The 14789-nt window shown below is 38.3% G+C and carries 12 protein-coding genes; 6 read left to right on the top strand and 6 right to left on the bottom strand.

Features of this window, described 5'->3' with window-relative positions:
• Positions 1 to 360: 360 nt before the first annotated feature.
• The 4 genes from R3E32_06530 to R3E32_06515 all read right to left on the bottom strand — a co-directional run bounded on the left by R3E32_06530 (position 361) and on the right by R3E32_06515 (position 5835).
• Positions 361 to 2193 (bottom strand): tetratricopeptide repeat protein, encoded by a 1833-nt coding sequence (locus R3E32_06530; protein MEZ4884380.1) that lies wholly within the window; start codon positions 2191 to 2193, stop codon positions 361 to 363.
• A 275-nt stretch (positions 2194 to 2468) separates the two neighbouring features.
• Complete coding sequence (era, locus tag R3E32_06525; protein MEZ4884379.1) at positions 2469 to 3368, bottom strand: GTPase Era; 900 nt, start codon at positions 3366 to 3368, stop codon at positions 2469 to 2471.
• Between the two features lie 89 nt (positions 3369 to 3457).
• Positions 3458 to 4252 (bottom strand): T9SS type A sorting domain-containing protein, encoded by a 795-nt coding sequence (locus tag R3E32_06520; GenBank protein ID MEZ4884378.1) that lies wholly within the window; start codon positions 4250 to 4252, stop codon positions 3458 to 3460.
• A 41-nt stretch (positions 4253 to 4293) separates the two neighbouring features.
• Positions 4294 to 5835: a hypothetical protein gene (locus tag R3E32_06515; GenBank protein ID MEZ4884377.1), complete on the bottom strand. Its 1542-nt coding sequence runs from the start codon at positions 5833 to 5835 to the stop codon at positions 4294 to 4296.
• A 272-nt stretch (positions 5836 to 6107) separates the two neighbouring features.
• Here R3E32_06515 and R3E32_06510 point away from each other — a divergent pair, with 272 nt between their 5' ends.
• On the top strand, positions 6108 to 6455 hold the full coding sequence (locus R3E32_06510) for a hypothetical protein (protein MEZ4884376.1): 348 nt from the start codon (positions 6108 to 6110) through the stop codon (positions 6453 to 6455).
• 15 nt (positions 6456 to 6470) lie between these two features.
• On the opposite strand, the gene R3E32_06505 is transcribed toward R3E32_06510, so the two are convergent.
• On the bottom strand, positions 6471 to 7226 hold the full coding sequence (locus R3E32_06505; GenBank protein MEZ4884375.1) for a hypothetical protein: 756 nt from the start codon (positions 7224 to 7226) through the stop codon (positions 6471 to 6473).
• 42 nt (positions 7227 to 7268) lie between these two features.
• Between R3E32_06505 and R3E32_06500 the strand changes: the two genes are divergently transcribed.
• Entirely contained in the window at positions 7269 to 8603 is a 1335-nt protein-coding gene (locus tag R3E32_06500) for a hypothetical protein (protein MEZ4884374.1), read from the top strand.
• 157 nt (positions 8604 to 8760) lie between these two features.
• Positions 8761 to 10455, top strand: coding sequence for a hypothetical protein (locus R3E32_06495; protein ID MEZ4884373.1), 1695 nt, complete (start codon positions 8761 to 8763; stop codon positions 10453 to 10455).
• 216 nt (positions 10456 to 10671) lie between these two features.
• Here the strand turns inward: R3E32_06495 and R3E32_06490 are convergent, their stop codons facing one another.
• Complete coding sequence (locus R3E32_06490) at positions 10672 to 11895, bottom strand: hypothetical protein (protein MEZ4884372.1); 1224 nt, start codon at positions 11893 to 11895, stop codon at positions 10672 to 10674.
• 493 nt (positions 11896 to 12388) lie between these two features.
• On the opposite strand from R3E32_06490, the gene R3E32_06485 reads away from it, so the two are divergent.
• From R3E32_06485 to R3E32_06475, 3 genes are all read left to right on the top strand, one after another.
• Positions 12389 to 12853 (top strand): phosphatidylglycerophosphatase A, encoded by a 465-nt coding sequence (locus R3E32_06485; GenBank protein ID MEZ4884371.1) that lies wholly within the window; start codon positions 12389 to 12391, stop codon positions 12851 to 12853.
• 31 nt (positions 12854 to 12884) lie between these two features.
• A complete protein-coding gene (locus R3E32_06480; protein ID MEZ4884370.1) occupies positions 12885 to 13667 on the top strand; it encodes an amidohydrolase in 783 nt (260 codons plus the stop codon).
• 205 nt (positions 13668 to 13872) lie between these two features.
• The gene (locus R3E32_06475) at positions 13873 to 14763 is read left to right on the top strand and encodes a helix-turn-helix domain-containing protein (protein ID MEZ4884369.1); all 891 of its coding nucleotides are present in this window, start codon (positions 13873 to 13875) and stop codon (positions 14761 to 14763) included.
• The last annotated feature ends 26 nt before the right edge of the window (positions 14764 to 14789 follow it).

Raw genomic sequence — 14789 nt, 5'->3', positions numbered from 1 at the left:
CAATTTTATTTGGCCCTTTGACAAAATCTGTGATAGGAGGCTTCGGAAGTTTGTCGCTTAAAAAATCAACAAACTATTTTGCTAATATTGGTTTCCGCATTGATTGTTTATATTACTTAATCCCACCCCTTACCCCTCCCAAGAGGGGAATTTCCCACTTGGTACAAGTATTCCCCTCCTTGGAGGGGCAGGGGTGGGTTGCGATTTATTCCTTTTTAATGTGAAGACCTATAATTAATTGCTTATAAAATGAAACTTCCGAAGTCTTTATGGCTTCTACAAAAATTGTCAAAGAACCTTTTATTTGATAAGAAGCTGATATTGAAGTCCTTTTTTAATTTTTATTCCCATTTTAATTCCTTAAGGTATTATATGGTGCTTGATTTTGGGAAACCTCGGTAAGCTAAAATAGAAGGTTGAGCCTTTGCCTTTCTCAGAATTGACCCATATTTCGCCGCCATAAAATTTGATGATTTTATCGCAAATAGCCAAGCCAATACCTGTACCTGTATGGTTGTGTTTTTCTAATTGATTGAAGATTTTAAAAATTTGTTGTTGGTAATCTTCTTCAATGCCAATGCCATTGTCTTCAACCGAAAAAATGTAGGAATCGTTGTTGGTTTTGGCTTTCACTTTGATTTGACACGGCCTATCGCTGCGAAATTTGATAGAATTATTGATAAGGTTCATCAATAGTTGGGTCAAATGCAAACGGTTGCAATAAACAATGGGCAATGCTCCAACTTCAATGTCTGCTTGAGTAGCTTTTATTCGTGATTCCAAAATACGCTGTACTTCTTCAACAACTGACTGTGTTTTCACCTCTTCAATGACCAATCCCTGCACATCTTTGTTCACAGTAGCATATTTCAACAAATCCGACAACAACTCATTCATGTGTGTGGTGTTTTTCAAGATATACTGCATAAATTCAATTGCAGTGGCATCTAAACTATCGCCATATCTTTTTTGAAGCAATGCCGCAAAACTACCAATGTTTCGTAGAGGTTCTTTGAGGTCGTGTGCCACTACATAGGCATATTGCTGCAATTCTTTATTGTTGTATTCCAATACTTTGTAGGATGAAGAAAGGCTTTGGTTTTGCAATTCTACCTTTTTGCGTTTTTCTTCTAACAAGGCAACTTCTTCTTCTTTGTCTAGCAACAAAGCCGCCATTTCTTGTTCCATTTTTTGGTTGTATTGCTTGTCTTGCACCTCTATCACTGCCTTCAAAAAACGATTGGCATTGGCATAGTCTTCCAACATTTCGTAGGTTTCATAAATGCCTTTTAAACAATCAATTCGCTGAGATTCAAAAGAATACTCGTCAATCATTTCCAAGCATTTGTAAAAATATTTCAGTGATTTGTCATACAGTTTTTGCTTCAATCGAATATTGCCGATTCGGTATAGATTCATACACGAATCCAAAAAATAAGAACAATTCCTACTGATTTCTAAAGCTTTGCGGTAGTTTTCCAGAGCCATTTCATAATTTCCCAAATATTCGTGGGCAGAACCTATATCGTGTAAACACTTCACACTCTGCTTCGTAAAGTTGCGGTATTGCATTGCTGTTTCTAGTGCCTGATTGAAGTGTTCGATTGCTTTTTTGTATTTTCCCTGCAAATAATAGTTGCTACCAATATTTATTAAGCAACTGATCAAAGGCTCTGTTTCATTTTGAGATTGGGCAAGACTCATACCTTTTTGAAGATATTCTACGGCTTTATCGTATTTTTTGAGGATAGCGTAGGCGTGGGCAATGTTGTTGTAGAGTGTGGTATTGAAGGATTTGACATCGTATTTCAAGGCTTTGAAGTAATATTCCAAAGCCAATTTGTTGTTGTCTTTGAGTTTGTAGCTATCGCCAATAGCGTTGTATGTTTTTACCAAAGTTGTGGTATCAAAGCACTTTCTGCAAAGATCCAAAGCTTGATTGAAGTATTCCATGGCTATCTCCAAACGACCTTGATGCAAATAGGTCGTTCCCAATATATACATGAGCTTACATTCTGCTGATTTGTCAGCTTTTAAAGTAGCAATCTCCAGTGCTTCTTCTGCCTGCAATATTGCTTTTTGGGGTTGTATGGACGCATGCCATTCTGCCAATTCTAATAATCTATTCAATCGTTTTTCGCCGTCAGATGCTGTTGGCGCTTGGGCCTGAGTTTGCGTAGCTATTGTTGCCATAGTCCTTAGTTGCTTTGGGATTTACTGATAGTTCTTTACTACTGAAACTGTATTTGGAGAAGGGAGGACTAAGAAAAAAAATAACTTTTTAGCTTGTAATTGTATTCACGCTGTTAAATGCAAAAACCAAACCAATTATCACTTCAATATCAAATTATTTTGGTGGCTTGGTGATTTAGGAAACAAAATTCCACGATATTCGGGTTCTTTGACAATTTTATTTGATAACAAACTGATATTGAAGTGTTTTTTTCATTTTCATTTTCATTTCTTCCTTAATGATAGCCCATGTTCTTCAAAAACAAATCGTCGTCACGCCAATTTTCCTTGATTTTTACAAACAATTCGAGGAAAACTTTTTGGTCGAGAAATTTTTCAATGTCTTCACGAGCCTGAGTACCAACTCGCTTCAACATCGAACCGCCTTTGCCAATCAGAATCGGCTTGTGCGATTTTCGATTGGTTAGAATCAAAGCACGGATTCGGGTGAGGTTTTCTTCTTCTTTGTAACTCTCGACCACAACTTCGACCGAATAAGGGATTTCTTGTTTGTAGTTGAGAAGAATTTTTTCACGGATAATTTCCGATACAAAAAAGCGCATGTCCTTGTCGGTCAGCGATTCTTTGTCGTAATACGGCGGATGTTCGGGCAAGTTTTGCAGAATCGTGCCAAACACCAAATTCATATTGGCTTTGAGTAAGGCAGAAATGGGAAGCACTACTTTGGGCGCAAATTTGGCCTTTTCCCAAAGGTCAATTTGGTCGTCCACAAATTGAGGAGTCACCAAGTCTATTTTGTTGAGCAACACAATGATTGGCACTTTGATTTTCTTCAATTTTTCTTCGTACCATTCTACCATGCTGTGTTTTTCGGTAATGTCCAAAATCAACAACACAATGTCGGCATCTTTGAAGGCTACGTTCACAAAACGCATCATGGCTTCCTGCATTTTGTAGTGAGGGTCAATGATTCCTGGCGTATCGGAATACACAATTTGAAAATCTTCACCGTTTACTATCCCCATGATGCGGTGACGGGTTGTTTGGGCTTTGGAGGTGATGATTGCCAAATTTTCGCCCACCAATACATTCATCAAGGTGGATTTGCCTACGTTGGGTCTGCCGATAATGTTCACAAAACCTGCTTTGTGTGCTTGTGTTGTTTCTTTGCTCATTTGCTAGTATTTTTTTGCAAAGATACGGATAGTAAATAGCATCGCCATGAAAACCTTGTTTCAGCTTTAAAATTCTTCCATTATGAGTCTTATTGAACAACCACCCACTTGGTTTGATAAGTGATTTGTTCACCAATACTTAAAGTACAGATATAAATACCATTTTTCAGTCCTTCAATAGACAATTGCGTATGTCCTATAGCAGGATTTACTGCATAATTAGCTATTTGCCTTCCTGTTAAATCAAAGATTTTTAGTTCTCCGAAAGTTTCTTCTTGTGGAGTCCAATAGATATTGGCTATTCCTTTGCTTGGATTGGGCAAGATTTGGAGTTCCTGTTTACCCACTCTGTTACTAAGCGGAGGCAGTATCGTTCTTTTGTGACTTCCACTTCCGTCCAAATCAGGGATATGTGTTTCAAATTGCTCTCCAAAAACCCAATGCAAAATTGCTTGAGCATGAACGGCTACTCTTGTTGGACTACTTGCAATACTGCGAATCGTTGCTTCCTCTTGGGCAGTGATGTCATACCAACTTCTGCCTGCTGATTGCAAACCAATGTGTAGGTTTTGTAAGGCAATGTATTGGGTATTTTCTGCATTGTGGGCAGAGATAAGATTCAAATACTGTTGGGCATTCGCTGTATCGCCTTTTCGGAGATAAAGCGGAATCACTGCTTTGTAGTCGGCTTCATCAGCTTCGTAGAGAACTGCTTGAATCGCTTGGTCCAAGTCCTGTGCTTTTAGGTAGTGCTGAACGATGTATTGCTTTTGCAGTTCTTTTTTGTGCTGCAAATAAGCAATACGGCTTTCGAGTTTGTGGCGTTCCGATACAGGTGTATTGGCTTCGGCTTGTTGAATCGCTTGAATGGAACTGTTCGGCAAATTGGAGCTATTTGATTAATAAATTCTTATGAACTGCCAAGTCAATTCTCCACTTCCAATTCATCCACTCTTTTCTTTACCTTCAATAATATCCCTCCACTACTCCAATTTCGAAACACTTCCTCCCATTCAAAATCTTTCTTCAAAGTTTCCAAATCACTTTCTTCTACATAGACATAGTGCAAATTGAGGTCGGGAGTCAATTCCATCCTTGGGTCAATTTTATTGACCAAGTTGATTTGATTTTCCGTCTTCCATTTCTTTTCGTAGAAGTAAAAAGAAGGAACAAATATCCACTTCAATCCTACATTCACTCGCTCCCCTTCTTCAATCGTAGGAGCAACTTCATCCCGTAAATATTCCATCATTGCCTTTGAATCCCTATCATAGTACCAATCTCGGTAGGTAGTTGTATTGCAAGCACGAATGGTATGGTACACCACAAAAATACTCAAAACGCTTACAACCAATATACCGATTTTTTTGAAGAAAGCAGACCGAAACGCATATTGAAGAGCAAACGAAAAACTCAGAAAAAATAAAGGTATGTAAAACAGCGCAATTCTTTCAAACAAATATTTGGTATCAATCAAATGAAATTGCACAACCGTACTCAACATCGCCAAACTAAATATCAACAACATAGCAGTGAAAGCCCAATCTACATTCCTACCTCTTTGTTTACACCAATGAACCAATAAAATCAAGAGGCTGGTAAAGAAAAAAACGGCAAAAATAATGCTGGTAATGATTTCAATATCACCGCCATAGGGCATTCCATAGATGTAGCTTCTCGCCAAACTCCTCACCGTATCTTGCCAAAATCCATTTATTCCTGCAAAGTAAAACTGATCGGTTTCGACCAATCTTTTGAGGGGTGTGTAAATGATGGCAGCCATGATGAGGGTGACAGTTGGTACAGACCAATGCTTTTGAAGCAGTTCTGGGAGGACAAATTTTTTCGATTGCCAAACATGATAAAGCACATACAAACCCCAAGTTCCCAATAAGGCAACATAATAGTTGAGTAGGGTAAAATTGGTATAAACTGCTAAAAACCCTGCAAAAAATGCCCCAAATAAATATTTGGAGGACTTTCCTTCTTCTTTTACAAAGCGCAAAAAATAATAACAACTCACCGTCATCATCGCTATCGCCAGACCATATCCCCTCCCAATGGAATAGAAATCCAACAAATAAGGATTGGCATTGAGCAGCAACCATGTACAAATCCGAACCCAACGATTTTGATGCAGCAATACCACCAAACGATAGGTGAAAATCAAATAAATGAGGTGGGCTATCAAAGTTGGCAATCGTAGCGTAAATTCACTCGCTCCAAAAAGTGTAATAATGGGTTTGGCTAAGAAGGTCAAAAATATATGACATCCTGCATAGGGCGGGTCTATGATAAAAATACCGTAATAGGAACGCTCTGCATAAGACAATAGCGTAAATTCATCGTGTGTAAACGAGGCATTTAAGGCTTTGTAAATGGTGAATCCCCATAGTAGAATTCCCATCACCACGAACATCAAAAAAAAGCCTTTATCCTGTTGTGAGTAGGGTTGATTATTTCCCATTTTGTCGTTTTTGTGGATGTTGAAATCTCTGCAAAATTAATGATAAAGTTGCCCAAGAAAAATTAGACATTCAAGTTTAACTATCAGATTTTCTTCTCTAATACTTTGCATTTGAAATATTTATCCTTACATTAGCTATATAGTAATTGAAACTTTTTTTGAATCATAACCTTTTTTTGTAATAAAAAATAATGAACGGCAAGAATTTTGTTTTATAAAAGTCAGCCAATTTCAAGAAACAAATTATGCTCAACCAAGTAAAAACAAACAACATGGAAAACTATCAACATGACTTCATTGAAGCACCAGCCGAAGATTTTGACAAAGAAATCTCCTCTCGCAATATCACTTATCGAATTGAAGCAACTGACTCTACTCTAACAAGGGTTTTATATACCAATGAATTTGGGAAAACCATTGACGAAGAAGGGCTTAACCTGCCTTTTGAATATAGTTTTCACAAAAGTTTCAATCCTGCTTCTGCCATCAGTTTGCGTGCCTACAACTATGGAGGCGATGATCTGCAATTGACGATTTTAGTAGATGGGGAAGTAGTCAGTGGTAGAAAATATTTTGGAGAAAACTTCGTGTCAGGTGATTTGATTTACTTCTTCTTATAAACCTTTCCTCTCCCTTTAATCTGTGTAAAACCGTTCGCTCGGTTCTCGGTAAATGGGTAAAATCCACCCAACTCTCGGGCCAATCAATATATCTGTGCGGCTACCTGAGCCATCTGCTTGCGTATTGAAATGGGTGGTACGGCGGCCTTTTGTGAATCCTTCAGTGGCTTCAATGCCAATGTAGAAATTGATACGGCGGTTGAGGCTTAAATGCGTATAACCGATAAATTGGGTAAAAGCCAAGCCACTGGTCAAACGATCGTAGCCCTTTCGGTATTCGCCTTGAAACTGTGGTACGGCACTATTTCTGTCTTCAATCTGTATTTTGTGCTGCAAATAACCCGCACCGAACAATACCGTTATTCCAGAATTAGGATTGACCGTTCCCATCGAAAAAAGTCGCCCAATTTTACCGACCAAAGACAAACCTTGCTGTCGTGCATCCAACTCTGCATACAAGCCATTCACTCCCAATATAAAACCGCCTGCGGTAGTGAGATTTGAAGTATAATTTTCTTCAATGTTTTTTCCAAATAAAAAATGTCCATCTATGCCTAATAACCAATTACTTTTGGTCTTATAAAGCATTCCTACGCCAATGTTCGAATTGCTTCCAAATCGGTCAGCCATGTCACCACCAGGCAATTGGTAAGCATAGTCAAAATGAATCAGATAGGCAGGCAGATTTCCCCCATCTTCTTTTGCGGACTGTGCAAAATTGAAGGTCAAGGTTAAGAATAAACAGCTAATGAGTGTCAATGTATATTTCATAAGCACAAAATTACTATTTTTAGCACAAAAGATGCGCTATCAATGAAAAGGTTCAATCACTTGTTGCAAAAGCGATATTGTTTCTACCTGCTAATTTTCTTGTTTACTTTTTTAGCTCGGCTTGTTTATGGCTTGTGCAGTCCTTTTTGGGGAACAGACGAAAAACAAATTTACTTATTGGGGCTAAAATACTACGCCACAGGAAATTTCCCCTATTATGGGCCAGATGTGGTTTATACACAGACCCAAATTCCTGGTGCACTTCAAGGTATAGTCGTTGGATTACCATTTTTCATCCTCCCCATTCCCGAAGCCCCGTTTCTACTCCTCAATCTATTGAGTACCGGCACACTGATTTTGTTCGCTTACTACCTTCACAAACGTATTCCTACGCTAAGTGGTTGGCTCATCTATGGCTGGTTATTGACTGCTCCGTGGACTCTGAATTATTCTACACACATTGTCAATCCATCCTACGTTTTGCCTGCTGCCATCTTATTTTTCATAGGCACTTTTGAGTTGTTGTTGTTCAACAATCGTCCAATCCTGCGACCACACCACGCCTTTGCAATGATGGGTTTCTCAATTTGTTGGGTCATGCAAATACACCTTTCATTTGTATTGTTGATTCCTTTTACTGCAATTTGTTTCTTGCTCAATATCAGGAAAAAATCTTTTTCGACAATCAGCCGAAACCTATTATTCTTTACATTGGGAGCTGCAATAAGTGGCAGTTTGCTCTTGCCAACTTACTGCAAATACGGCATAGAAGGAGCAGGGCGCATTGAAGCAAATATCGTTTTGCACTTAGAACATTTGACCCAACTACCCACAATCATCACCCGTTTTTTATCATTTTCCAGTTACGAAACAAGCGTTTTTTTAGGCTACAACCTACAAAGTCGCCTTCAGTTTTTGCAGCAGTATCCTTGGTTTTCACCATTTACCGTATTACTTACACTTATAGGTTTTTTGCAGGTAGCCTATTTATTTGTTTCATTTTTCTGCAATTCTGTATTCCATTCAAAAGAAGGAAAACGTTTAAAATGGTTGGTTGCAGCGACCATCGTTATGCTCTACCTTAGTTTTATATTTTCTATAAAAGGGCCTTCACCTCATACTTTTTATGTACTTTTACCTGTTAGTATGTTATATGCTTTTTACTGCTACCAACCACTTTTATCAAAACCCATTTGGAAAAAAATGGCTGCTTTGATGCTTATTCTTGGTCTATTTTTTCATCTTCATTTGGCTCACAACAATTTCAAACACCACTCTTTGTATAAAAATCGAACCATTCCTGAAAAAGCTATTGACCAAAAAAACAATAAAATTTTGGGTGATAGACGTGCAGAAGATTGGGGATGTTGTTATTGAAGTAATCCCTATCGGCAAGCTCTTTGGAACAATATTTGAATTGTAGTACATTTATAGCCAACCACCATTTTACTGCAAAGGTTTCCACTCAAACTTTACTTTTGTATTCTAAACTTCAAATACTGTATTGACTACTGTAAAACTTGTATTAAAAAACATGAAAAAACTATTTTACTTATTGTGTTTTGTATTGATAGCGCACACACTATGGGGACAATCTGAGGCAACGCTTCAACTGGAGCAGGTACGCAGTTTTACCTTTTCTAATAAGGGCAAAGTGGAATATTTGACCTTCAATAACAGCGGCAATCGAATAGCGAGCGTTGGTTATGGACATGTCATCAATATTTGGGATGCCAATTCTGGCAACCTTATATTAAGTCTTCAAGGTCACCAAAATATAGTGAATGACCTGATGTTCAGCAAAGATGGTAATCGCCTGGCAAGTGCTTCAACGGATGGCAATGTCAAATTGTGGGATTTGGAAACGGGTAGAGAAATACAATCCTTTAAAAACCCAGTGTACTTCAAAGAAAATGCAGCATATTTTGTCTTATTCAGCCCTGACGAAAAATACCTCTATTATGGAGGGAAAAACTTCAAACTGATAAAGGCGGAAATTGGCAGTAGTGAAACACCTGAAATCTTGTTTTCGGGTAACTATCGTACGACTACTGCTGACATCTCTCCTGACCAAAAAACACTGGTTTTTGCTTGTGGAAGTAAACTACATTTTCTTGATTTTGCTTCGGGCAAAATTGAAGAATCTAACAACAATGGAGGCCATTATATCAATGACGTGAAGTTTTCGCACGACGGTACTATGCTTGGTGGTTGGAGCGAAGAAGGTAGTCTCCGATTTTGGAAGTACCCCAGTTACAACGAAATATGGCACATTCCAGCCGGGGACAAGGATTATAGTTACATCAGTTTTTCGGCAAATGACCAGCTTATTGCACATGGGAATGCGGCAAATATGTTTAAGATTTGGAATGTGCAAACGAAAAAATTGGAACTAGTGGCTGCAGGACATCAAGACATGGTGAGAAGTGTGTCATTTAGTCCAAACGGGAAATACATTGCCAGTGGTGGCTATGATGGGAAGGTCATTCTTTGGGAATTAGCCTATAAAGAAAAAGCTGTTCCAAAAGTGGAAGAGCCCAAACCTGAGTCTAAACCTGTGATAGAAGAAAAAACTGCTTCTATCCTGCCTCCAAAGGTACTCACTTCTGCCATTACACCTCCTAAAGCGGACACACCAAAACCTACTCCCAAACCTAAAGTGGTCAAAGAAATTCCCAAGCCTGAACCCGTAGTAGAGGTGGTCAAAGAAACTCCTAAACCTGAACCCGTAGTAGAGGTGGTCAAAGAAACTCCTAAACCTGAACCCGTAGTAGAGGTGGTCAAAGAAACTCCTAAACCTGAATCCGTAGTAGAGGTGATCAAAGAAACTCCTAAGCCCAAACCTGCTTATGGTATTGACCTAAACGACAACGGTTTTGTGAACGCCATCAATGGTAGAAAGGTAAGATTGGTAGGCACTATGACTGTTTCGGGAAATCAAGTAGCTTTGGACACTTGGGATGATGGAGAGGTGGACGGTGATAAGGTTTCGATATTCCTAAATGGTGAATGTATTTTGGATAAATACGAGTTGATGGCAGAAAAAAAACGTATTACAGGTACAATTAACCCCACTAAAGACAATTATTTAATCGTATATGCCTACAATGTAGGTCCCAAAGCTCCTGCAATTGCAGCTCTCTGCAAAGCGGAGGAAGATGAAGAAAATCGTATCAGAATGACCGCAGACTACGATTATTGCGAGGCATTGAAGATAATTGTGCAGTAATCATGTAAGAGATAAAACATTGGAAGTATCGCTTTTATAAATAATCATAGGCTTGGAATACAAATACCCATTTTGAAGAAATAAATACTTCCAATGTTTTTTTAGTTGAGTAGTCAGTCATATTTATTTTAACAATTAATATTTTTCAAATAACTGTTTATCAGTGTATTTTTTCATTTTAATTGTCATTTCAATTTTAATTTACTACTTATCGTACTACCGCTTACCTTCCTGCATTTCCATCATTTCTTCCACATCTCCAGAAATCACATGCCCTTTCCGCATAAATATTTCGGACCGAACCTGAATAGGACGAATACCTTCTATGTCTTCAATCACCGTAGTCAAAACCATAAAATTAGGTAGTTCATCAGGAGGGTTTACCTCCAATTCGGTATCTATTTCGAGAGTCCTATTGGTAGAAAAGGTAGTAAACTCAGTACCTATCAACCCTTCATAAATCGGCTCCAATACTTTCTGAGTCCCCAAACTACAACCATCTTTTTCGTCTTGACAATTCACCCAAACTCTGATTTCGCTGTCAAAAATATTCAAACGAAGAGTCGCCGCATTTGGGTCAATATTTTCCCAACTACCGTCAAGCGTAGCAATCAATTTTTCGGCAAGTGCCTTAACCTCTGCATCTGGGTCTTTCACAAAAAACTGACGGTAAACACTCTTTGGTACACCATCCTCATACACTTCCTCTACAATCATGTCAATTCCTACTACCTGCCAATCCTCCATAATCGGACGAATACGCAATTGCGTTTCCAAGCTATTATCTACCCATTTTACCAGTTGTGTACCATCTCCCAATTTCAGGTTTTCCATCTTATATTCACCCATTGCCTTTACTTTGTTGTTCTGTTTCATGAGTTTATAAGGCTGGCAGTACAATTCATTGTTTTTAGAATAGATATTAAAGCGTGGAATTTTCATATCCTCTTCCCACTCGTTCATCCACGAACCTTCCAAAGTCCAAGGGTCAAAACTCGGTCCAATGAGTAAATCATTCGTTTTCACTACATCTCGATGCAATACATCCGTAGAGACCCCTATCCAAGAGCCATTCGGATCAACTATGATAGAATATACCCTAAGTTGTTCGCCAGCAGGCGTTTTCATAGGCATAATCATACATTGTGCTTCCATCAATTTAGTTTCATAACACATTAGCTTTTCAGAAATGTCTAATTTTACTTCTTGGAAGGGAACTCCAATGCCACCTAAGTCAAAATAAGGCAAACTACGGTAGGTATTAACGATGGTTTTGCTGATTTCCATTTTTGAAATCCGCTTAGTTACTGTATCATTGTTCACCCATTCTCCTGCAATATCAAAAAACTGAGAACTGCCCACATATTCATTTTGGGCATTAATGGGCTGTGTGGAGGCAAAAATACATGCCACAACAAAAAAATAAATAAATCTATTCATGTTTTCGCAACTTTTGGGAGTAGCTTAGTCGAAATAATTGTAAAAAACCAAATGCAAGATACAATCTTTGCAATAAGTAACGCAAACAGCTTTAGGTAAGATTGGGAAATTTTACTTTTCTATGTAGTGATGATTCTATTCTACTAAAATAACACTTTTTAGTGACATTGTGTTTTTCATTCGTTTATTTAACTTTTTATGGAAATAAAACCATTAAAAATTTCAAAACTAATTTCTATTATACTTCTAACAATGAATTAATTACGAGCAATTAATAATTTACTATGTGCAGTAGCAATGATAAATCTTTTGAGCGAGCAATTATGTTTAAGGATACAGGTGAGGTAGCTAAGGAAATTGTGAACTAAATTATAGGTATGAACTTACCATACGACTCTAATGGTGAATGAGTTTAGAAATATTGAAGTGGATTCCATCTTTTTATTTTACAATAAGCAATACACCCAGAACAACATTAAAATAAATAAATTCAATGTCTAAATTATATATGTTTTTTGCAACTGGCTTTTATTCAGGACTTGCCCCTAAAGCACCAGGCACAGCAGGTAGTCTGTTTGCCGCCATATTGCTATTCGCAAGCACCAGTTTTGTCCCCGACTTAGTGACAACTTATTCATTATTAGGAGTCATTGCCCTCTTTTTTGTGATAGGTGTTTTTACCACCAATCATTTGGAAGAAACCCTCGGCAAAGACCCCGGATGTATTGTCATTGATGAATTTGTCGGCATGTGGATTAGCCTTCTATTTCTTCCGCTTCAATGGTGGACAATTGCTCTCGGCTTTGTTCTTTTTCGTTTTTTCGACATCCTCAAACCGTTTTTTATTGGAACAATTGACCAAAAAGTCAAAGGTGGATTGGGTGTAATGTTGGACGATGTTTTGGCGGGAATATATGCCAACATTTGCTTGCAACTAATCGTAAGATATTTTATTTGAATTATTTGTCAAAAAACAATAGTATAACATCATGAGTAACCTCAACATCAACCTTATTCAGTCTTTACTTCAATGGGAGAATATAGATGCCAATCTCCACCATTTTGACACCCTCATCAAAACCATTGATACACCTACTGATTTGGTAATACTGCCCGAAATGTTCAACACAGGCTTCACCATGAATGCTGCAAAAGTAGCCGAAAAAATGGGTGGAAAAACGCACCAATGGCTTCAAAACAAGGCACAATCGCTACAAACCACTATCATGGGCAGCGCAGTTATTGAAGAAAATGGCAAGTACTTCAACCGCTTGATTTGGGCTTTTCCTGACGGCACTTTTCAAACCTACGACAAACGACATTTGTTTAGAATGGCAAAAGAGCATGAAACCTATTCTGCTGGCGAAAAACGCCTGATAGTAAATTACAAAGGTTGGAATATTTGCCCCATGATTTGCTACGATTTGCGCTTTCCTGTATGGAGTCGAAACACTGCAAACGAATACGACTTGCTGATTTATGTAGCCAACTGGCCTCAAATGAGGGCATACGTCTGGTCGGGTTTGTTGCACGCAAGGGCAATGGAAAATTTGGCTTATGTTGTTGGGGTCAATAGAATTGGGGAAGATGGCAATAACATCCCATATTCAGGTGATAGTTCGGTAATTGATTCTACTGGAAAAACAATCTGGACTTACTCCCATCAAGAAACTGTTTATTCCTGTACGCTCTCTAAATTGGCTTTGGAAGAATACCGAAATTGCTTTCCTGCATGGATGGATGCCGATAAGTTTGAAATAAACACACTTTAGTCAAAGAGTTCGTGGTAAATTTCTAACCTTTACACAGGCTTGTTGAATATTTGGGCTTTTCGGGGCAATCCTACATTACTCAAATTATTATGTCCTTTATCAATTCGCTGAACATCTGCGTTCTAACATTCCTCATAGATTTTTCACGAACTATTGGCTATAAATGGAACAATGACTTTAAGCCAAATCTTTGATACTATTACCCATGAATACAAAAATACTTCCAACCTATTCTTTTGCCAAAGACAATCCGACAAGCATTGCTTTTCAGCTATTTCCATTGAAAACACGCAAGCAAAAACCGCCGTTTCGTCCACATCGACACAATTTCTATGAGTTGTTTTTCTTTGTAAAAGGAGGAGGTGAGCATATTTTGGACTTCGAACCGATTGAGATATTAGACCGAAGCATTCATTTTGTAGCACCAGGACAGGTGCATTTGGTGCAGCGGGATTTGGATTCTCATGGATTTGCGATTTTGTTTTCGAGAGATTTTTTTCATTTTGATTTGGCGGACAAAAGCTTTTTGAAGGACTTGCCTTTTTGGGAACACACTTCTATGCTGCAAATTGAAGCGGGTGATTTGGAGGAATTTCGGACATTGTTTGAAGCGATGCAGCGGGAATACAAACGAAAAACGAGCATCCAAAAAAGTATTTTGCGGGCTTATTTGCAGATTTTGTTGTTCAAATCGCAGCAGTTGTTTGTCGAACAATATCCGGATTTGAACACGCTGTCCACGCATTTTTCACCTGCAAAAATACTCCTCAAAAAGTTTGAAAGTTTGGTCGAACATCATTTCATCGAGTTGCATCAAGTAAACGATTATGCCCAGCTGCTGGCAGTTACACCCAATCACCTGAACAATGTGGTGAAAAAATTGAAGGGGAAAAATGCAAGTGGGGTAATTTACGAGCGTTTGGTGTTGGAGGTCAAGCGGCTTTTATTGCAGGGAGAACTGTCTAACAAAGAGATAGCCTTTGCGCTTTCCTTCAAAGACCCTGCTTATTTCAGTCGTTTTTTTAAGAACCAAACGGGAGTCAGTCCGAGTGTTTTCAAGCAGCAGATTTACGAAAAGTACCAACTATGGCAGTAATTGTGTATTTTTAGGGAGTAGCAGAT

The sequence above is a fragment of the Chitinophagales bacterium genome (genome assembly GCA_041392475.1).
Classification (GTDB): Bacteria; Bacteroidota; Bacteroidia; order Chitinophagales; family UBA2359; genus JAUHXA01.
Note: the sequence above shows the minus strand (reverse complement) of the source record. Positions and strands in the feature narration are given on the sequence as shown.

Excerpts from the sequence above, each read along its gene's own strand:
- R3E32_06530 (MEZ4884380.1), bottom strand. The coding sequence starts at position 2,193 with ATGGCAACAATAGCTACGCAAACTCAGGCCCAAGCGCCAACAGCATCT.
- era (MEZ4884379.1), bottom strand. The coding sequence starts at position 3,368 with ATGAGCAAAGAAACAACACAAGCACACAAAGCAGGTTTTGTGAACATT.
- R3E32_06515 (MEZ4884377.1), bottom strand. The coding sequence starts at position 5,835 with ATGGGAAATAATCAACCCTACTCACAACAGGATAAAGGCTTTTTTTTG.
- R3E32_06510 (MEZ4884376.1), top strand. The coding sequence starts at position 6,108 with ATGGAAAACTATCAACATGACTTCATTGAAGCACCAGCCGAAGATTTT.
- R3E32_06505 (MEZ4884375.1), bottom strand. The coding sequence starts at position 7,226 with ATGAAATATACATTGACACTCATTAGCTGTTTATTCTTAACCTTGACC.
- R3E32_06500 (MEZ4884374.1), top strand. The coding sequence starts at position 7,269 with ATGAAAAGGTTCAATCACTTGTTGCAAAAGCGATATTGTTTCTACCTG.
- R3E32_06495 (MEZ4884373.1), top strand. The coding sequence starts at position 8,761 with ATGAAAAAACTATTTTACTTATTGTGTTTTGTATTGATAGCGCACACA.
- R3E32_06490 (MEZ4884372.1), bottom strand. The coding sequence starts at position 11,895 with ATGAATAGATTTATTTATTTTTTTGTTGTGGCATGTATTTTTGCCTCC.
- R3E32_06485 (MEZ4884371.1), top strand. The coding sequence starts at position 12,389 with ATGTCTAAATTATATATGTTTTTTGCAACTGGCTTTTATTCAGGACTT.
- R3E32_06480 (MEZ4884370.1), top strand. The coding sequence starts at position 12,885 with ATGAGTAACCTCAACATCAACCTTATTCAGTCTTTACTTCAATGGGAG.
- R3E32_06475 (MEZ4884369.1), top strand. The coding sequence starts at position 13,873 with ATGAATACAAAAATACTTCCAACCTATTCTTTTGCCAAAGACAATCCG.